The organism is Methanothermobacter sp. EMTCatA1 (assembly GCF_002356395.1).
Classification (GTDB): Archaea; Methanobacteriota; Methanobacteria; order Methanobacteriales; family Methanothermobacteraceae; genus Methanothermobacter; species Methanothermobacter thermautotrophicus.
In genome coordinates, this window is the sequence record NZ_AP018336.1 from 337976 (window position 1) to 356253 (window position 18278).

19 protein-coding genes are annotated in these 18278 nt (G+C 51.4%); 14 read left to right on the forward strand and 5 right to left on the reverse strand.

Going from position 1 to position 18278, the window contains the following annotated elements; all coding sequences use genetic code 11:
- Positions 1-14: 14 nt before the first annotated feature.
- On the forward strand, positions 15-1214 hold the full coding sequence (locus tca_RS01880; RefSeq protein WP_048175282.1) for a cofactor-independent phosphoglycerate mutase: 1200 nt from the start codon (positions 15-17) through the stop codon (positions 1212-1214).
- A gap of 51 nt (positions 1215-1265) precedes the next feature.
- Positions 1266-2867 carry a glutamine hydrolyzing CTP synthase gene (gene pyrG, locus tca_RS01885; RefSeq protein ID WP_048175283.1) on the forward strand — a complete coding sequence of 534 codons (1602 nt, stop codon included), beginning with the start codon at positions 1266-1268 and terminating at the stop codon, positions 2865-2867.
- Between the two features lie 65 nt (positions 2868-2932).
- On the opposite strand, the gene tca_RS01890 is transcribed toward pyrG, so the two are convergent.
- Positions 2933-4966, reverse strand: coding sequence for an STT3 domain-containing protein (locus tag tca_RS01890; RefSeq protein ID WP_286709040.1), 2034 nt, complete (start codon positions 4964-4966; stop codon positions 2933-2935).
- Positions 4967-5338: 372 nt separating this feature from the next.
- Between tca_RS01890 and tca_RS01895 the strand changes: the two genes are divergently transcribed.
- The 3 genes from tca_RS01895 (at position 5339) to tca_RS01905 (ending at position 7967) form a co-directional block, all read left to right on the forward strand.
- A complete protein-coding gene (locus tag tca_RS01895) occupies positions 5339-6487 on the forward strand; it encodes an A24 family peptidase C-terminal domain-containing protein (protein ID WP_048175285.1) in 1149 nt (382 codons plus the stop codon).
- A gap of 140 nt (positions 6488-6627) precedes the next feature.
- Positions 6628-7059, forward strand: coding sequence for a class III signal peptide-containing protein (locus tag tca_RS01900; RefSeq protein WP_048175286.1), 432 nt, complete (start codon positions 6628-6630; stop codon positions 7057-7059).
- 8 nt (positions 7060-7067) lie between these two features.
- Positions 7068-7967, forward strand: a complete 900-nt coding sequence (locus tca_RS01905; protein ID WP_048175287.1) for a DUF2101 family protein — start codon at positions 7068-7070, stop codon at positions 7965-7967.
- 76 nt (positions 7968-8043) lie between these two features.
- Here the strand turns inward: tca_RS01905 and tca_RS01910 are convergent, their stop codons facing one another.
- On the reverse strand, positions 8044-8427 hold the full coding sequence (locus tca_RS01910; RefSeq protein ID WP_010876063.1) for a hypothetical protein: 384 nt from the start codon (positions 8425-8427) through the stop codon (positions 8044-8046).
- A 90-nt stretch (positions 8428-8517) separates the two neighbouring features.
- Between tca_RS01910 and tca_RS01915 the strand changes: the two genes are divergently transcribed.
- From tca_RS01915 to tca_RS01945, 7 genes are all read left to right on the forward strand, one after another.
- Positions 8518-9402: a hypothetical protein gene (locus tca_RS01915; protein ID WP_269889756.1), complete on the forward strand. Its 885-nt coding sequence runs from the start codon at positions 8518-8520 to the stop codon at positions 9400-9402.
- A 15-nt stretch (positions 9403-9417) separates the two neighbouring features.
- Positions 9418-11490: a hypothetical protein gene (locus tca_RS01920; protein WP_048175289.1), complete on the forward strand. Its 2073-nt coding sequence runs from the start codon at positions 9418-9420 to the stop codon at positions 11488-11490.
- Positions 11491-11492: 2 nt separating this feature from the next.
- On the forward strand, positions 11493-12542 hold the full coding sequence (locus tca_RS01925; RefSeq protein ID WP_269899566.1) for a hypothetical protein: 1050 nt from the start codon (positions 11493-11495) through the stop codon (positions 12540-12542).
- A gap of 30 nt (positions 12543-12572) precedes the next feature.
- A complete protein-coding gene (locus tca_RS01930) occupies positions 12573-12965 on the forward strand; it encodes a hypothetical protein (protein WP_010876068.1) in 393 nt (130 codons plus the stop codon).
- Positions 12966-13059: 94 nt separating this feature from the next.
- Positions 13060-13464, forward strand: coding sequence for a hypothetical protein (locus tca_RS01935; RefSeq protein ID WP_010876069.1), 405 nt, complete (start codon positions 13060-13062; stop codon positions 13462-13464).
- Between the two features lie 88 nt (positions 13465-13552).
- Positions 13553-14350 (forward strand): hypothetical protein, encoded by a 798-nt coding sequence (locus tca_RS01940; RefSeq protein WP_048060818.1) that lies wholly within the window; start codon positions 13553-13555, stop codon positions 14348-14350.
- Complete coding sequence (locus tca_RS01945; RefSeq protein ID WP_010876071.1) at positions 14350-15030, forward strand: TIGR00289 family protein; 681 nt, start codon at positions 14350-14352, stop codon at positions 15028-15030. The genes tca_RS01940 and tca_RS01945 overlap by 1 nt, the downstream gene beginning before the upstream one ends.
- Before the next feature lie 20 nt (positions 15031-15050).
- Here tca_RS01945 and tca_RS01950 read toward each other — a convergent pair whose 3' ends face one another.
- From tca_RS01950 to tca_RS01960, 3 genes are all read right to left on the reverse strand, one after another.
- The gene (locus tca_RS01950) at positions 15051-15449 is read right to left on the reverse strand and encodes an RNA-binding domain-containing protein (RefSeq protein ID WP_048175291.1); all 399 of its coding nucleotides are present in this window, start codon (positions 15447-15449) and stop codon (positions 15051-15053) included.
- Positions 15442-16008, reverse strand: a complete 567-nt coding sequence (locus tca_RS01955) for an AAA family ATPase (protein ID WP_048060819.1) — start codon at positions 16006-16008, stop codon at positions 15442-15444. Before tca_RS01955 ends, tca_RS01950 begins: the two co-directional genes overlap by 8 nt.
- A gap of 144 nt (positions 16009-16152) precedes the next feature.
- A complete protein-coding gene (locus tca_RS01960; RefSeq protein WP_048175292.1) occupies positions 16153-16899 on the reverse strand; it encodes a 4-phosphopantoate--beta-alanine ligase in 747 nt (248 codons plus the stop codon).
- Positions 16900-17028: 129 nt separating this feature from the next.
- On the opposite strand from tca_RS01960, the gene tca_RS01965 reads away from it, so the two are divergent.
- Positions 17029-17241 (forward strand): hypothetical protein, encoded by a 213-nt coding sequence (locus tca_RS01965; protein ID WP_048175293.1) that lies wholly within the window; start codon positions 17029-17031, stop codon positions 17239-17241.
- Between the two features lie 13 nt (positions 17242-17254).
- Positions 17255-18277 carry a M42 family metallopeptidase gene (locus tag tca_RS01970; RefSeq protein ID WP_048175294.1) on the forward strand — a complete coding sequence of 341 codons (1023 nt, stop codon included), beginning with the start codon at positions 17255-17257 and terminating at the stop codon, positions 18275-18277.
- The last annotated feature ends 1 nt before the right edge of the window (position 18278 follow it).

The window sequence follows — 18278 nt, forward strand, 5'->3', positions numbered from 1 at the left end:
TTTCAGTGATAACCATGAAACATGTTATTCTTGTTGGAGATGGAATGGCGGATTACCCCCTTGATGAACTCGACGGTAAAACACCACTGCAGGTGGCAGATAAGCCCAACATGGACCAGCTTGCAGGGATGGGTGCGTGCGGTCTTCTAAGGACAGTCCCGGAGGGGATGGAGGCGGGTTCAGATGTTGCAAACCTCAGTATAATGGGCTACGACCCCCGCAGGTACTACACCGGGAGGGGCCCCCTTGAGGCTGCAAGCATAGGTGTTGAGCTGGGCGATGATGATGTGGCATTCAGATGCAACCTCATAAACGCTGATGAGATGATCGTGGACTTCAACGCCGGGCACATAGAAACAGCCGAGGCGTCAAGGCTCATAGATGCCCTCAATCATGAACTTGAAACCAGCGGGAGGTTCTATGCCGGTGTGAGCTACAGAAACCTCTTTGTTATAGAGGGGAGGGGCTACACCTCGGTGAGGGTTGAGCCACCCCACGACATAGTGGGAGAGTCTGTGGCCGCACACCTCCCCTCAGGCTCAGAGGAGGCAGACCATATAAGGGAGCTAATGCTGGAATCAGCAGGCGTCCTCAGATCCCATGAGGTGAACCTCAAAAGGGAATCCATGGGTAAGAGACCGGCCACCATGATCTGGCTCTGGGGACAGGGTTTAAGACCATCGATGGAGCCCTTCAGTGAAAGGTACGGTATTAGAGGTGCCACAATAACTGCGGTGGACCTGATAAAGGGCCTGGGCGTATATGCGGGTCTTGAAAACATCCATGTCCCGGGCGCCACAGGTTACCTGGACACAGACTACAGGGCCAAGGGCAGATACGCTGCCGGGGCCCTCGAGGAATACGACTTCCTCTACGTCCATGTTGAGGCACCCGATGAGGCAGGGCATGCCGGTGACGCTGAAGAGAAGATAAGGGCCATAGAGAATATAGACCGCTTCGTCCTCGGAAGGTTACTTGATGCGCTCTCAGACCATGAGCACAGGATAGCGGTCCTCCCGGATCACCCCACACCCATTGAGATCAGGACCCATGTACCCGACCCCGTACCATGCATCCTTGCAGGTGACGGAGTGGATGCTGATCAGGTGAAATCCTATGACGAGTTCACAGTCAGGGAGGGGTCCCTGGGCACATGGGAGGCCCACAGGCTCATGGAAATCATGATGGACCCGGCTGCCCGGTTAAGGCAATGAGTTTTTAACATCCTAATCACATATATTGACCCATCAAACTAATCTGAGGAGTTGGTTCATCTGGCCAAGTACATCGTTGTAACGGGAGGAGTTGTAAGCTCTATTGGAAAGGGAATAACAGCAGCATCAATAGGCAGGATACTCAGATCATATGGATTATCTGTGACAGCCATAAAGATAGACCCCTACCTGAACTGGGACTCAGGGACCCTCAACCCCTACCAGCACGGTGAGGTCTTTGTAACCGATGATGGAATGGAGACAGACCTTGACCTGGGCCACTATGAGAGGTTCCTGGACTCTGATCTCCCTGGTGAGGCCAACATAACAACCGGGAAGGTCTACATGTCCGTCATAAATAAGGAGCGGTCAGGGGATTACCTGGGCTCCTGTGTACAGATAATACCACACATAACCGACGAGATCAAGTCAATGATAAGGAAAATCGCTGATAAAAGCGGTGCTGAGGTGGTACTGGTGGAGGTCGGGGGTACGGTGGGTGACATAGAGGGTCAGCCCTTCTTGGAGGCCCTCAGGCAGCTGAGGAACGAGGAGGGTCATGAGAACGTCATGTTCGTCCATGTGACCTACGTCCCATATCTGAGGGCTGCAGGGGAATTTAAGACCAAACCGACACAGCATAGTACAAAGGAGCTCAGGAGTACTGGTATAAACCCTGATATGATCATCTGCCGGAGTGAGATGCCCATAGACTCCTCACTCAAGAGGAAGATAGCCCACTTCTGTGACGTTGAGGAGGAGGCTGTTGTGAATGCCCCCGACGCATCATCAATCTATGAGGTCCCCCTGGTACTTGACAGTGAGAGGGTGGGGGACTACATAGTCCGCCGGATAGAACTGGATGTTGATGGCGAAGCAGACCTCAGTGAATGGGCAGGGATAGTTGAGTCACTCATGATAGATGAGCCCGTGGTTACCGTTGGAATAGTCGGCAAGTACGTGGAGCTTGAGGACTCATACATAAGTATAAGGGAAGCCCTCAAACATGCAGCGGCACACCTACGGATAAGGGTTGATATTGAGTGGATAAGTGCCGATGATGCAGTAAATGAGGAGGACCTTTCACGTCTCGACTCCATACTCATCCCTGGTGGATTTGGTGAGAGGGGAATCGCAGGAAAACTTGAGGCGGTCAGGTTCGCCCTTGAAAACAGGGTTCCCATCTTCGGCATATGCCTGGGCATGCAGTGCATGGTCATAGAATTCGCAAGGCTCAACGGCATGGAGGGTGCCAACAGTACAGAGTTCGACCCGGAAACCCCCTACCCTGTCATAGACATGATGGAGGAGCAGAAGAGGATAAAGAACATGGGGGGTACCATGCGCCTTGGCTCCTACCAGTGCAGGATAAGGGAGGGTACACTGGCACATGAGGCCTACGGCACCGAACTCGTGGGTGAGAGGCACAGGCACAGGTTTGAACTCAACAACGAGTTCAGGGAGGAACTGGAGAGTAAGGGTCTTATAATCTCAGGAACATCTCCGGACGACTTCCTCGTGGAGATGGTTGAGATAGAGGATCACCCATGGTTCCTCGGATGCCAGTTCCACCCAGAGTTCAGGTCAAGACCAAACAGGGCCCATCCACTCTTTGTATCCTTCCTCAGGGCCGCCCTTGAAAAAAGCCGTTAATAAAGCGGCAAAATCTTTTTTATCTACCGCTACATCTTTAGCAGGAAAAACAGCCCAACTCCTTTTTATCCAGTATTCCAATCCCTGATGGGCTCCCATACCGTGACATCCCTGCTCCTCATGGCTACCCTGAAGACGCCTCCACCATCACCAAGGAGCACCAGCCTGGCGAACATGGAATCCTCATATCCACGCTCCAGGACCACGGTCCGGTTCCTGTCATAGAGTACAAATGCAACGAGACCCCCCTGGGGGTCGCCCTCCACCTTCCTGACACCAGCATCCACGAGGTACAGTTCTGAGACCCTCAAACCATTGAATGAGATCCTCTCACCATCCCAGAGCAGACCGTCACTGGTTCTCAGGGGCCAGCCCTGAACTATACTCCCTGTGGAGTACACCGGCTTCCTGGTTTTTCCTGTGAAGTTCCAGTTACCATAATAGAGTATCCAGTACCCCTTATCAATGAGCCGGTCACAGGTCACAAGGACGTAGCCGGATCTCCTGCTGAGGGTTGAGGCAACTCTCCCTGAAGCAACAGGGTCAAGTCCCCTATCCTGCAGGTACTCTGCCCTTGAGGACCCATCAACAGCCAGCACATCCCCCAGAATGACTGCAGAGCCAGCCGGGTCCCCGGTGGCGTTCAGTACCTCAAGGTAGGCTTCATCACCTGAGGATGCCAGCATGGATAGTATCTCATCTGCCAGGTGGGGGTCCGTCGTTGCAAGGGCCCGGTCCTGCCAGTACTCCCTGTAAACTCCAGGGATACGGGGGTCAAGGGGGTATCCAGGCCCCCTCTTCGCCGCAGTTTCAATGTAGGCCAGTCTGCCATCGAAGTTCACCGGCCTGTTGGCCATGAATGCAAAGAAGTGTCCGTGGACCCAGTTAGAGATCACCACAGTATCAGGCGGGGTTTTGGCTCTTATGTAGTCTGCAGCATCCAGAAGGCTGTCATCCACCCGGGGGTGGAGGGCGCTGTACTGACCCGTACAGATGATGATGGATGGAAGGACCACCATGATGGCGACTGCAACCTGAAGCTTCCTCCTGAAACCGGGGGATACCCTGGAGGCGGTCCCCAGATCTGCAAGGAATAGCGCGGAGGTTATGAGAAGGGGTGCAGTGAGGAGCTCAGAGAACCTTATACCCCAGAGTAGTGAGGCGGCACCTGTGAGGGTCCAGAGGATGATTACCGGGAGCACCATGCTATCCCTCCAGTCACGGAAGAGAGGCCTGAAACCAGCCAGACCCGCCAGGAGGAGGCCGGGTCCAAGGGCCATCAGCACGTCATCAAAACCTGGCCGCTGGAGCTCTGTTATGTTTGCATAGGGGTCAGGGAATGGATCTGCTCTGGCAAGGGGTATCTTCATCAGCCCCACCGGGATGGATGGAATGGCCCGCGGATCCATCAGCACAATGAGAAGCGTGGAGGTGATGAGGAATATGAGGGGTTCTCTTCTACGATACAGGAGCGAGTGGACTATCACCGACAGGGTCATAATCGAGTAGATGAGCTGCCACCCATTCCAGGCTGCGGCGAAGACAGCCATGAGGGCCCCCGAGAGTACGGCCATCCTCCAGTCACCATCCCTGAGAGAAAGGTGGAGTGTTAAGAGGATGGCAAGGGGGAGGACGAGGTTGAACATGTCGGTGTCATAGAAACCAGGGACGGTCCTCATGAAGTAGAAGGGGGCTGCAGTGGCAAGGAGGCCTGCTGTGGTGGCTGATACGTCATCACAGTCAAGGGACCTTGCAACTGCAAAGACAGCGACCCCTGCGAGGGGTGCAATGATGGCTGGAAGCCAGAATGCGGTGTCGGTGAGACCTGGAAGTAACCAGGTGAATAGCAGGTAAAGGGTGACGGTGAGGTGGGGGAGCAGAGGGGGGTAATCGAGGGGGACCCCGGGAGGGTAATAGGAGTACCTGTCCCACCCGCCCTCTGAGAGTTCACCCTCATTTAAGAGGTTGCTGGCGAGCCTGAGGTTGTAGTAGGAGTCCATATCATACATGAGGGGCTGGGAGTGGGCCTCGCTGTATATTCCAGCCACAGTCACCGTGCCTGCTCTCAGGGCGAAACCTGAAGCGAATATTATGAGCATCAGTAAAACAGCCCTCCTGTCTGCGCCAGCAATCCATTCCCTGATACTGAAGGACAGATAATCACATCCTTACCTTCCCTTTACCATAGATCTCTGGTCCCGGGTTAATATGCTTTATTGCCTTTACTCATATCAGTGCTGCAGTGTTCTGTGAGCATAGATTTTTGGTTAAATGCTGCATATTTCGGTGTCCCTGTATCATGGATTTATCTGTCAGTCTGCAGCCCGGAGTGTGTCCCCTCTGATACGGGGATTGCCGGTGCTGCACCCGGAGAAATCAACCACAAAAACTTAAATAGAGATCACTGAGAATTAATTAATAAATCATGATTTTCTGTAATATCCATCTCTAAGCTTCAAGGAGTGATATTAATGGTCATAGAGTTACTCTCGGTATTCATAGCACTTCTGGCCTGTTTCTATGCTTCATACAGTGATATAAAAAGGGGTATAATACCCAACCGTCTGACATTTCCTGTTATCGGGCTCGGTCTTCTCCTGAATGGTGCGAGGGCCCTCATGGAATCGGATCCCTGGATATTCATTTACACAGCCATCTTCACAGCCGGGATATTCGCCCTGGGATACATCCTCTGGAGGATGGGGGCCTGGGCAGGTGGTGATGTGAAGCTCTTCACAGCGGTAACCTCCCTGCTACCATTCCAGCCGTCACTGGTAAGCTACAGCTTCCTAGGAACAGCCTTCCCTGTCACAGCATCCTACCCCTTTCCACTCACGGTCATAATAAACAGTATACTGGCGCTCCTCCCCTTCCTCCTGGTCTATGTGTTCTTCATCATCTACACATCCCGGAGGCACCTCATGGATGAGTTCATGGAGCCCCTGCGTCAGTACAGGACCAGCATGGTCTTGGCCCTGGTTATAACATCCGCCGTTACCCTGACATTCATCATAACAGACTTCCTCCCCTTCCAGATCATAGTACTTTCCCTGATCCTTGTCTACCTCCTCACCATGGTCATATCACGCCTACCGCCAAGGGTTAAGGCGGTTATAGTATCGGTGATCATAGTCTACTCGCTCTACACGAACTTTGAGCTGACCGTGAGTGGAGTTGTAATTCTCTGGGTCTCCATAACGGTTATACAGCTCATAAGGAAGCTCCTCACATCCATCACGAGGGAGGCCCTCCAGGACACCATGGGGGTGGATGAACTGAAGGAGGGCATGATACTTGCAAGCACCCTCTACAGGAAGGGTGATGAATACTACTTCGATGACAGTTCACTCCTGGACAGGTTCCGGACAGCTGCGAGGACCGGTGATGTATCCGCACTGACCTACAGGGGTGAACCTGTGGTATCTGCCATGGCGGCCGGTCTCCGGGAGGAGGAGATTGAGACCCTCAGGGACCTTGTATCCAGGGGCAGGATAAAGGATGAGTTCCGGATAAGACGCGGCATGCCCTTTGCCCCTGCAATCTTCATAGGGCTTCTGGTTTCACTCCTCATAGGGGACCTTGCAATGATACTCTTCAGGTTATTTGACATCATATTCTAGTTCAGTTGGTGAGGGTTACCGGTCTGGTGAGCCAGATAATGGTAACGGGGTGGGCACTGCCATGATCTCCCCGGATCTTCACCAAATATATAAGTGTAGCCCTACAGAATCTAATACAGAGATGTTTAAAGGTGATCTATATGGATAGCAGGGGACAGGTCTCCCTGGAGTACCTTCTGCTGATACTCGTGGTCCTCCTCATCCTTGGAGGAGTAACGATACCCCTCATAGGAAGTTCAATTGAGGCAAGCACTGATGTTTCAAGGGCATCAGATGCCAAGGTGGCTGTTCAGACCATTGCAAATGCGGCTGACATAGTATACGCCAACGGGCCGGGTGCAAAGAGGACGGTGAGCTTCTACATACCGGTTGATGGAGTCCTCATCACCGGCAATAACAGCGTCATATTCACAGTCACCTACACCAACGGCACGGTATCAAATATAACTGCACCGACACAGTACAACGTGACATCACAGTCCGTGGAGGTGCAGAGGGGATGGTACACAGCTGTGATATACTGGCCACTGGATTCAAACAACGTTGTTGTAACGAATGTGACAAGGAAGTAGGTGATTGAATGGATTTCTTCTCAAGACTCGGCAGTGCAGTGATAGCTCTATTTAACATCATGGGAACCGTCATATTTGAACTGGTAAGGCTCCCCGGGAGGATGAGGAGGGCTGCCTCAGGTCTGCGGGAGGGACTCTCCAGGGTCGAGGTGGATGAAATACGGGATAAAATTCATGACAAAACAAGGACGATAGGGGAGCGAATACCGGTGCAGCGTGATGAGGAGGTCAGGGAGATCCTTGAGGAGGCACGGAACCATGACATCAGGATACCTGAGGACGATGCACCCATAATAATCAGGACCCCGCAATTTGACCCGGCAGAGAAGGAGAATGCTGTCCTCAAACTCCAGATTGCAGCCTCACTCTTCATCATAATATCCATAGTCTATGTCTTCAACTTCATATCCATCCTTGTGTTCCTTCCGGCTGCCCTTCTGCTCCTAGCTCTCCTCCTTTACATACTCTACAGACAGATAAGGGTAATGTACCCCGGGGACTTTGAGGCCTACAGGGACTTCTTCCTCATGTACGTGGCTGTGGGTGTGGTTATAATCCTTGTCTCAGGCAACTCGGCCCTGACAATGGCGTTTCCATTCGTATTCTTCCCTGCCCTCACAACGCTCCTCTTCGCGGTGATCGCGGTTGCAGCGGTCTTCCTGATATTCAGGGTGAGGTATGTGCGTGACTACACCTTCGGTGAGGTTATAGAGGTGGGTGAGAACACCTCCTATGTACGTGTTGACTATGATATAAGGAGCAACGTCAAACCCGATGTTTACATAGTTGAGAATAATGGCTTCCATGTTGATGTCCATGATACTGTGAAGCTTGCAGTTGAGGGCTCGGTCATGAGCATGAGGGGTAACAGGCCGGTGAGGATAATAGGAGTGGAAGGCCTCCGCTGATTAATAACCCTTAATTTTTCAGATTCTATGCGGAACCTTAATGTTGCACTGAAAAATCAAATATCAGGGATATCGCCTATATCTGGACCGTGTATGTCCTGTCCCCAAGTCTGACGGTGGTGCTGTTAACCGGTTTCACACCGCTGACGGTGAGGAGTGACTCCACAGTCCTGTTGATGACCAGGGCACGGTACTCAGGGGGAACCGGCCTTTCAAAGGAGATGCTTATCACCCTGTTGCTCCCGCCGGTGATCTTTATGCCGGTGACCCTCATGGGTTTCATCGATACATTCGTATAGGACATCTCAGATATGGCGCCGGTCGCGCCCTCCCTGGCAGCGGTTGCGATGCTGTTTTCCTGTGACTGGGGGCCTGCGATTGATGAGAAAACAAGTACAATTACCACTATGAATGAAACGATCAAAAGAAACTCGGCTGATATCTGTCCCCTGAAGTCCATAATACATCCCTCACGTTGATATATGGATGAGGAAATATATAATAATAGTCACTGTCATAGATTATGTTATAAAATGGAAAGGGGATAAGCTTGAGGGATTTACTGTCTGATAGAAGGGGATTTGCATTTTCACTGGACGTACTCCTGGCCATCATACCATTAACAATACTGCTCGGTATGCTGGCAGCTGACATGGACAACATCATGTATCTCACCCAGAGCACCGTCTATCAGAGCTCCCTTGACCGTCAGGCATCTGATGTAGCCGACGCCCTGGTGGAGTCATCCGGTATTCCACCTGACTGGGAACAGAAGGGAAACCCGGATAGCATAGGACTTGCAAGGTACGACCCGGTCAGAAAAATTCCCCAGAAGAACTATCTCTCCCCTGCCAAGATCGCGGGGATTAACACAACGAATATGGGGGAACTGGTGGGTCCCGAGTATGGATACTACATCAACATAAGCACCACCGAGGGTCTCACAGTGAGGACCCTGGGGACACTCAACACCAGCGCCCCTGACATTGCAAGGGTTGAACGCTACGTCCTCACAACAAAGGTGGAGCGTGTTGGTTCACTGGAGGGCCTCATAAGGGACGCCGGGCAGCCAAGGACATACACAACCAACTTCCCCACCAATGATGCCTATCTGAGGATATATGACTACTGGGTCCTTGTTATAAACAGGGGGTACGATTCTGCCTTCGTGGATGTTAACAACAACCGTGTCGTGCCACCAAATGAGATAAACAGGCATATAACCGAGATAAAGAAGCAGATAAATGAGACCTACCTCTACAATTACACAGAGTTCAGGGACAACATACTGAGTGTCAGGACCCAGAGTAACCCCGGGGCTTCCATGGATGTATACATCCTTGCAGCGCCGAAGGGGACACCCCCAGGGCAGATAACACTGGACAATGTGAGGGTAAGACCCGCAAGGTTCGTCCTGTATCTCTGGTTAAAGTGATTGAAAGGTGATGAAATGATCCGTGGTTTCAATGATGATGAGGGTGGATTCATATTCACAACGGACGCAGTACTGGCACTCATAGTTGTATTCATATTCACAGCGTCAATCGTAACCTACTTCGCCCTGCCCAGTTACATGGGGGCTGACCACCAGCACCTTGAGGCCCTCGCAGCGGATGCACTGGATATTATGAGGCAGGACGGGACCCTCTACTCTGCAGCCGCCATGTACTCACGCAACAACACCGCGGGGGCAGAGAACCTCATAGAGTCCGAGTTACAGTCCCTGCTACCTCCAGGGGTTGGTTATGAGTTCAAGATGGGGCCATATCCGACCCTGAGGAACGATAGCGGCATACTCGTCTCAAGGGACACTGCATCAAGGGCCATCGTTATTTCAGGACCTGAGGAGGGCTGGCTCGGACGCGCATGGTACAAGATGGAGGAGGTCACCCTCGAGGACCAGGAGATAAACTCAACAACAACGGTCTGGAACTTCCATAACTGGCTTAGTAACTACTGGAGCAGTCTCTATTATAGACCATACTGGGGTTACCAGACAGCCCCCAGAAACATCAGCTTCTCTGTCCCATCAACCAGTATCAACTGGGGAAGGTTTCTCCTGGGGTCCTGCAACCGGCGGAACCGGTCATCCTACGGGGCGAATGTTGTTATAAACAATGTGCCGCATATCGTGAGAAACGACAGTTTCACCTTCCTCAACCTCCGTCCCGGGACCACGAGGGAGCTCATGTACAACTATCAGGGTAACATCACATCCCTCACCGGCGGAAGCAACAACTTCTATGTCCAGTTCACAAACATGACCACAACAGGGAGCAGCGACTATGACCTTCCCTGGTTCTCAATAATAGCCAACTACACAACCACCATAAAGGTCCCGAAGGGTATCATCACCCGGACCTTCCAGTTCAATGATGCTGCGGGACTGGCGGTGCCAAGCCTCACAAGGTTAGATACGAATGGGACCCTAGGTTACGGACGTATATATGACCTGAACACGGGCACAGTCACCAGCCTCAACACCAGGAGGGTAATAACCTGGAACAGCATGGTCAGACAGAATCATGCCTACTCAGACGGTCTCCCCTTTGTAATTGATAGCGTTAATGGTTGGACTGCTGATGGTTCCGCGGTGAGCGTCACCCAGGACATACCGATACCTCCCGGTTCAAGGATACTTGACGCCTACACCGTCGTGAACCCATACGGTGGTGTTGACGATGCCCTGGTGGAGGTCTGGAACGGCACAGCATGGAATGTGGCCTTCTGTTCATTTGATTACGGAGGCGTGGATTACAGTACAGTCAGTGACGGATACGGTAACGTGCCGGGGATAGTCTACATCAGGGACTACCTCCGGGCTGGCCAGACAAACAGGGTCCGCGTCACAATATGGGACAACGTTCCGGGACAGGACTACGACCTCGTGGGTCTTGTTGACTCCTACTCCACGGTATCATACACATCACTCCCGATCCAGTGGCACAACTATCCCTTCAACAGTTACCAGAACTCAACAAATGTATCAGCACCTGTTAGACAGTTCACCATAGGATCAGACGCCAAGAAGGTCCTCCTCTTTGTTGGGGCAGGCCTGGATACTAAGTCGATTAAGGTTGAGGTTAAAAACTCAACCAGTGCCTGGACCCAGCTCTACAGCGGGCCGGTGCCATTCTCCCTGGATATCGGGGCCATCGATGTGGCCGGGAGCAGGATATTCACGACAGGCGGAAACCCCGGCAACTACAGCACAAGGCCCGGCACATACAATATCCGTGTAACCATAAACTCAGGTGCTGGATGGGAGTCAGGGGACTCCAACGCCGAGATATACTCCGGTACACGGGTGGCCGTGATCTACCCGAAATTCCTGGCCAACATGTGGGCCACAGAATACGCCAATGATGCATACACGGCCCAGGCCCTTGCCAGGCAGGAGCTCATAGCCATGCTCCAGGCATCAGGTTACAGCATTGACCCCTCACTGATAAGGACAGAGGCACTCTACACCGGGGATATACCGAACTCCCTGCCGGTTAGATTAACACTATGGAGGGATTGATTATGGGGATAATTGGCGATGAGGATGGATACGCATTCACACCCCTCGCAGTGCTCCTCTTCATACCGGTCATCATAATAGCCATATCATACGGGGACATCGTCAACGAGGCCAACATGCTGGCAGCACTCTCAACGGGTGGTGATGTCACCATAACCGTTGTGGGTTCAATATATTCAACTGTGGAGAAGGCTGCGGCTGACGCCGGACGTAACGCGGCCTACAATGCATCAAGGAATGTCATAGACAATGCAGAGTTCTTCCCGCAGGGGACAAGCAAGGCGAATATAACAGAGAACGTTGTGAATGCCCTGAATGACAACATCATAAACACGTCCCTGGAACTTGAAAGGCAGACCGGTCGCCAGATCTACATCAACAATGTACCCATAAACAATTACACCAGCGCCACATTCACAACCTCCGACGTGACCCTTACACAGGACGACCCCTTCGGGTTCAGGGTTGAGATAAGGAGGGGCATACCCCTGAAGATTGTCCAGCAGGACCAGGTCTATGAGTTCACACTCCCGCCGGTCTCATCATATGTGAGCCTTGAGGGTATAGAGGACCCCTACATATGGATAAACACGAAGTTCCGTACAAGTAACGTCATATACAAGTACCCATACTATGCAACTAACGGTACCTACGCCGATTACCGCCTGAATGAGAGTGTTGATAATGAGGGCCACCTTCAGAACCTGTGGTACTGTCTTAACGGGACAGATAACCCCAGTAACATCACCCCGAGGCCCTACTACTTTGTGGATCCCAATGGACTCTCCTTCTTTGACCGGCTTGAGAACCGTTCAAGCTCCGCTGATCCTGCCTACGCAAGGATGAGCACCTTCATAATAGGGGATCCGCTCCTGGAGGACCACAACGGCAACCAGTACATATCAAAGGTCGACAGGGAGTACTTCCTTGGAATCGCAGGTACAACCATAAAGGTCAGGAAAAATGACATGTACGACCCGCTGGGGGCACCCTTCTGTCTCTCAGCAACCTACAAGAACCTCCTAGGTCTTGCTGCAAACAACTACAATTAATGTTTTGAGTCAGCAGTTAAAGGTGATCCAATGGATGAAGGTGGAGTTTTAAGTATAGATTTCCTCTTTGCAACACTGATAGCCCTCATAATAATTGCGGGTATGGTCAGCATGGTGGACAGTGAACTCTCAAGGACACAGGCCGGTGAACTGGGCCAGGCAAGGATGATGGGTGAACGTGTTGCAGGTGCCGTCAATGCAGCATACACCAATGGTCCAGGGTTTGCCGTTAACCTTACACTACCCTCTGATTTTCCCTACACAGTTGAGGTGAGGAACGGGCAGGTCACCGTGTTCTACAAATCCCAGAGGATCAAACTGAGTATCATACCGAAGGTGAATGTGACCACAACCAACATGACCCCTGGAAAATACACTGTGAGGAACCAGAACGGTACAATAACCGTAACGAAGATAACCTGAGCACTGTGAGGAACCGGTACAATAACGGTAATGAAGATACTGAGATCCTGATACGCCAATGAGCTGACATTATGAGATTTAAGGAGGAAATACCTTGCTTGATGATCTTAGATGGGAATATAAGGCCCTCATACTTATCGGCATAGTCACAATTTCAATAGTAATCTACTCATACAGCTCCTTCAATTCAGGTGAAAGGGAGCGGATTTCAGATTCCAGCCCTGTTGAGCCTCAGCCCCAGCCGGTGCCCATCAACATCCCCAACATGACATCAGAGAACACCAGCAGCAGCACAGAGAATGTAACAGCCGAGGAGGCAAGGCAGATAGCCGGTGAATCGGGTTACACTGCGGGCCAGCCATCGAGGGGTTCAATCACTATAAACGGTACCGATGTTCCTGTCTGGGTTGTTCCGCTTCAGAGGGGTGGCAGGACCGTCAGGGAGGTCTATGTCAGTATTGAGGGCGGCCAGATAGTTGGCAAGAGGGAATTCCAGTGAGCCATCTGATCACAAGATATTTAAGTTCCCATGAAATACTATTGATAAACTGTTAAAAAGCCTTCTATAAGGATCTGCGGTGAATACAATGGACGTTCTAGGTGTAACTGTAATGCTGGCCCTCTTTATTCTACTGCTTGCATTCATATTCTCTACAGGTCTCATGACACCAATAATCGGGAAGAAGAACCTGCTATTTGTGGTTTTCATAGGCTTCATTGCAGGGACGGTCGGCGGGGCCTTCTTAATATCCCCTGTCTATGATGAGATCCCCGAGATCGCGAGGGGGGTATACATCTCCACTGAAGGTGGCACAGAGAATGTAACGGCTGATGTTTCAACAGCCACGGATATAATGAAGCTCACAGAGGAACTCGCAGCCCAGGAGGGGGTTGTGGATGTCCATTCAGAGGGGATAGTGATAAGGACTGACAGATTTTCAGAGAACCGTAAAAGGATAATAGAGGAGAAGGTATCGATAATAGACTCCAACATAACATCAGGGAAGGTTTACACAAACGGCACAATAATTTTACAGGTTAAAAAGGGCTACAATCCTGTAAAAGCCCTTGAAAACCTTGCAGAGTGGTTAATGTACACTGGAGGCATAAAAACAAGGTACAGCACCGTCCACCTGGTGGTGGAGGTGAAGCCCCAGAATGTTGACCAGGTGGTATCCTACCTCCAGGCAAGGGAGATAGTTGTTACCGGGGTGAAGGGTCCAGCCGAGGAGAAGGTGGCTGCATTGAAGAGATCACTCCCGGATAAATCCAACATAGTACTCTTCTGCGGTGTCCTCGGAATGCTAACAGGACTTGCAGGTGTTTTCATTGACTCCATCTTCGGCTTTGTGAGGGGTATATACCAGAGATACAGGGGTGTCTGATGAGGTCTGCAGTTCTATATTCAGGTGGTAAGGACAGCACGATGGCCCTTTACCATGCACTGCAGGAATCTGAGGTCGAATTTCTGGTATCTGTGATCTCAGATAACCCTGAATCCCATATGTACCATGTGCCCAACATACACCTGACAGCCCTCCTTGCAGAGGCCGTTGGAATACCCCTCATAGAATCCAGGACCGCAGGGGTTGAGGAGGAGGAGGTTGAGGACCTCGCCGGCACACTTAAGACCCTGAGGGAGAGGGGTGTGGAGGCTGTCTACTCCGGGGCTCTCTACTCCGAGTATCAGAAGTCAAGGATAGACTCCATCTGCAGGAGGCTGGGTTTAAGGTCAGTGGCACCCCTCTGGCACAGGGACCCCCTGGATTACATGGAGGAGATAGTTGACCTTGGATTCAGGGTCATGGTGACGGCTGTTGCAGCTGAGGGTCTTGATGAGTCATGGCTTGGGAGGATAGTTGACAGAAAGATGATAGATGAACTGGCGGATCTGAGTGAGAGGTACGGTATAAACCCTGCATTTGAGGGTGGTGAAGCCGAATCACTGGTCCTTGACGGTCCAATATTTAAGAAGCGACTCGAGATACTTGAATACGAAAAGAAGTGGTTCTTTGATAATGGCTTCCTGGACATAAAGAGGGCTGTGCTGGTTGATAAGGATTAGGTTAAGGTCTGACTGTGAGCTCAATCAGCAACGTCTTCAGGGACTGAGACATCGGGTGCCAGCCAGTCTATTAAACCCATTATATCGTCTGATTCAATCTCCACAAGTATGTCACCCAGTGCGGAGATGGACTCCTCAAGGACGTTCACCCGGTTCATAAGGGCGGCCTGTTTGTTAATGTAAAACCATGTTGAATTGCCCCTGAGGTGTTTTTTGAGTATATTCCTTGCCGTGAGCCTTATCCTCCTCTTTTCAAGGGCCTCCTGGAGGTTCCTGAGGCTCCCGCTATCACCGGTGCCCCTCACGGCGTCATCTTCAACCTCAATTTCAAGTTCAGGGAAGACGTTGAGAACAGCCTCCCCAACCTTCTCTGGATCCTCTGTCGCCCTGACCGGGGCTTCAACTTTAACTTTATCCATCCTCTTGTCCTCCTCTGCTGCTCTCCTCACCCTTCTCTGCAAGTTTCCTGAGTATCTGCTTTGCCTGTTTTTTTATCTTCCATATCGGGCCCTCATTGACTATCATATAATCTGAGGTCGCTATGACGTCGCCTATGCCGAATCCAAGTTCTCTTTCGTCTCTTTCAACGAATTCTGCATACCTCTGAGAGTCGTCCTCCCTCTGCCTCTTCCGGAGCCTCCTGAAGCGGGTCTTTCTTGTTGAGAATACTGATATGACCCTGAAGCCAGGGAACCTTTTTCTGAATATCTCGACCTCATGGGGGCTCCTTATTCCCTCTATCAGGAACATTTCTGATTCTGACTCCTGAATCCTTTCAACGCACTTTTCGGCAACCACGTACTTACCGTATTCCTCCCTGAGGCGAACGGCCGTCACACCGGGGTCCTCACCTCGCTTCCGGGCTTCATCCCTTATTACGTCACCCATCCTTATAACCCTGAAACCCATCGACTCAGCTATCCTTGATACAACGCCCTTCCCTGCGCCGGGCATCCCTGTAACTCCAATAACCACCATATTCACACGCTCAGGATTCTTGATCTGCTTGAGGATTCCCCTCTGGTGAAATCCTTCCAGAAATCAGATTCTTTTTTTCTCTGCAGTTATTCTATTGTGCCATACCATATATGGATACTGCGAATACTCTACAACTGCACAGGTTCACAGTTCTGGATTGTATCTCCGGAGGTCTATAAGTTTTAGGGTCTCCCTGATGTTCTCAGGGTTATCGAATTCCTCGACGATAAGCTCAAGTTCATCCCGGGATAGGTCCTCAAGTTCCCTTACCGCTTCTATGAGGGCTGGTATGGCCCTTACAATGTTATCTGTTATGCTTATACTTGCCTTCCGGGATGTCCTTGACAGCGGGTTCAGGTCAATGGTTATAACAGTCTTACCTGACTTACGTAGTATCTCTGTCCTGTCCCCGTCCTCGAGGGGAACCAGGACCACGTCGGCACTGTAGATCCCATCAGGGCTTGCTGTTGCCCTCGGACTCTTTATATCATCGATGTAGAGCAGTTCGTCTGTTCCGAGGACCTCCCTGGCACCATTTTCCAGGAGGACCTCCTCTATTAGTCTGACCCTCTTCTCTGTCCGGTGGAAGAGGTTTATCTCGATCTTTCCCCCGATTGCATCTGCAAGTTCAACCACAGCTCCCGGGACAAGGGCGGCGGTGTTGCCGTTAACCGATATAACAGGGTTTTTTGCAAGGAGGAGTGCTGCAGCAGCAGCTCTTATGGCCCTCGCAGCGGGTTCTGTGGTCCTTTCACCCAGCAGGTAGTCGAAGGCCTCACCCCTGCCATGGGCGATCATGCCTGAATCTGCGAGTATACCCTTACGCCAGGCCTCTGTTATCATCTCTCTCTGTATCAGTGAATGGTAACGTGGATGGTCCCTTGAAATCATGTTAATGTATTGTACCGGATACTTTAATAAGTTTATTTAAGTCCAGGATGTGGGCCTCCTACTGATGTGATCTCTTCAAGTAAGGTTTTATATCCACCTTGAAGATAAATAGAGCCGGAGGAATAAATCATGGAAGATGAAGTGGAAATCAAGCGAAAACCCAGAAGGCCTTCAGATGGAGGGAGGCTCTGGGGGGTCTATCTTGGAGCTATAATGGTGATAATAGGGATGCTGTGGTTTGCCTTCGCTGCAGGGATCATACCCCCACAGTATTCAAGGTTCTGGCCCCAGGCCCTCCTGGTTATTCTCGGAATTCTGATAATCATAAAGTCAGCTAGATGATCCGGTGGTAATCATGAAGGAACTCATGAAGCGTCTTTCAGTTGCAAGTGGAATCTCTGGATTTGAAGGTGAGGTAAGGGATATCATAAGATCTGAACTCGAGGGACATGTCGATGAGATTGAGGAGGACAGCCTCGGTAACATCATCGCCGTGAAGAGGGGGTCCGGTCCCTCAATCATGCTGGCAGCCCACATGGATGAGATAGGCCTCATGGTGAGGCACATCGATAAGAAGGGCTTCATAAGGTTTTCAAAGATAGGCGGAATCAGTGACCAGATGATACTCAACCAGGCGGTCTGGATCCACGGGGAAAACGGACCCGTGATGGGTGTCATCGGCTCAAAGCCACCCCACAGGATGAAGGCCTCTGAGAGGAAGAAGGTCACCACCCATGATAACATGTTCATAGACATAGGCGCCTCTTCAAGGGAGGATGCAGAGGAACTGGTGGCTGTGGGGGACCCCATAACCTTCCATGCGCCCTACAGTGAACTCGCCAACTCCCGCTTCACAGGGAAGGCCCTTGACAACCGTATAGGCTGCCTTGTAATGGTTGAGGTCCTAAAGAGGGTTGAAACCGGTGTAACCGTTTATGGTGTTGGAACGGTCCAGGAGGAGGTTGGTCTCAAGGGTGCCAAGACCTCAGCATTCAGGCTCAACCCGGACATGGCCCTGGCCCTGGATGTTACAATAGCCGGGGATCATCCAGGGATGAAGGAGGAGGAGGCCCCTGCGAAGCTCGACGGCGGACCCGCCATAATCCTCACCGATGCCAGTGGCAGGGGTATAATAACCCATCCACGTGTGAAGGACTGGCTACTTGAGACTGCAAGTGAGGAGGACATACCTGTCCAGATAGAGGTGAGTGAGGGGGGTACAACCGATGCAACCGCCATTCATCTCACAAGGGAGGGGATACCCGCAGGCGTGGTCTCTGTGCCTACAAGGTACATCCATACAACGGTGAGCATGGCAAGCATGAAGGACATCGAGATGACCGTTGATCTCCTTGTTAAGGCAATTGAAAGATTGTAAC

What these genes read in the sequence shown, in the direction of transcription:
- tca_RS01950 (WP_048175291.1), bottom strand. Translation starts at nt 15,449, where the DNA reads ATGGATAAAGTTAAAGTTGAAGCCCCGGTCAGGGCGACAGAGGATCCA.
- tca_RS01880 (WP_048175282.1), top strand. Translation starts at nt 15, where the DNA reads ATGAAACATGTTATTCTTGTTGGAGATGGAATGGCGGATTACCCCCTT.
- tca_RS01925 (WP_269899566.1), top strand. Translation starts at nt 11,493, where the DNA reads ATGGGGATAATTGGCGATGAGGATGGATACGCATTCACACCCCTCGCA.
- tca_RS01945 (WP_010876071.1), top strand. Translation starts at nt 14,350, where the DNA reads ATGAGGTCTGCAGTTCTATATTCAGGTGGTAAGGACAGCACGATGGCC.
- tca_RS01905 (WP_048175287.1), top strand. Translation starts at nt 7,068, where the DNA reads ATGGATTTCTTCTCAAGACTCGGCAGTGCAGTGATAGCTCTATTTAAC.
- tca_RS01970 (WP_048175294.1), top strand. Translation starts at nt 17,255, where the DNA reads ATGAAGGAACTCATGAAGCGTCTTTCAGTTGCAAGTGGAATCTCTGGA.
- tca_RS01960 (WP_048175292.1), bottom strand. Translation starts at nt 16,899, where the DNA reads ATGATTTCAAGGGACCATCCACGTTACCATTCACTGATACAGAGAGAG.
- tca_RS01955 (WP_048060819.1), bottom strand. Translation starts at nt 16,008, where the DNA reads ATGGTGGTTATTGGAGTTACAGGGATGCCCGGCGCAGGGAAGGGCGTT.
- tca_RS01895 (WP_048175285.1), top strand. Translation starts at nt 5,339, where the DNA reads ATGGTCATAGAGTTACTCTCGGTATTCATAGCACTTCTGGCCTGTTTC.
- tca_RS01930 (WP_010876068.1), top strand. Translation starts at nt 12,573, where the DNA reads ATGGATGAAGGTGGAGTTTTAAGTATAGATTTCCTCTTTGCAACACTG.
- tca_RS01920 (WP_048175289.1), top strand. Translation starts at nt 9,418, where the DNA reads ATGATCCGTGGTTTCAATGATGATGAGGGTGGATTCATATTCACAACG.
- tca_RS01940 (WP_048060818.1), top strand. Translation starts at nt 13,553, where the DNA reads ATGGACGTTCTAGGTGTAACTGTAATGCTGGCCCTCTTTATTCTACTG.
- tca_RS01900 (WP_048175286.1), top strand. Translation starts at nt 6,628, where the DNA reads ATGGATAGCAGGGGACAGGTCTCCCTGGAGTACCTTCTGCTGATACTC.
- tca_RS01965 (WP_048175293.1), top strand. Translation starts at nt 17,029, where the DNA reads ATGGAAGATGAAGTGGAAATCAAGCGAAAACCCAGAAGGCCTTCAGAT.
- tca_RS01890 (WP_286709040.1), bottom strand. Translation starts at nt 4,966, where the DNA reads ATGCTCATAATATTCGCTTCAGGTTTCGCCCTGAGAGCAGGCACGGTG.
- tca_RS01910 (WP_010876063.1), bottom strand. Translation starts at nt 8,427, where the DNA reads ATGGACTTCAGGGGACAGATATCAGCCGAGTTTCTTTTGATCGTTTCA.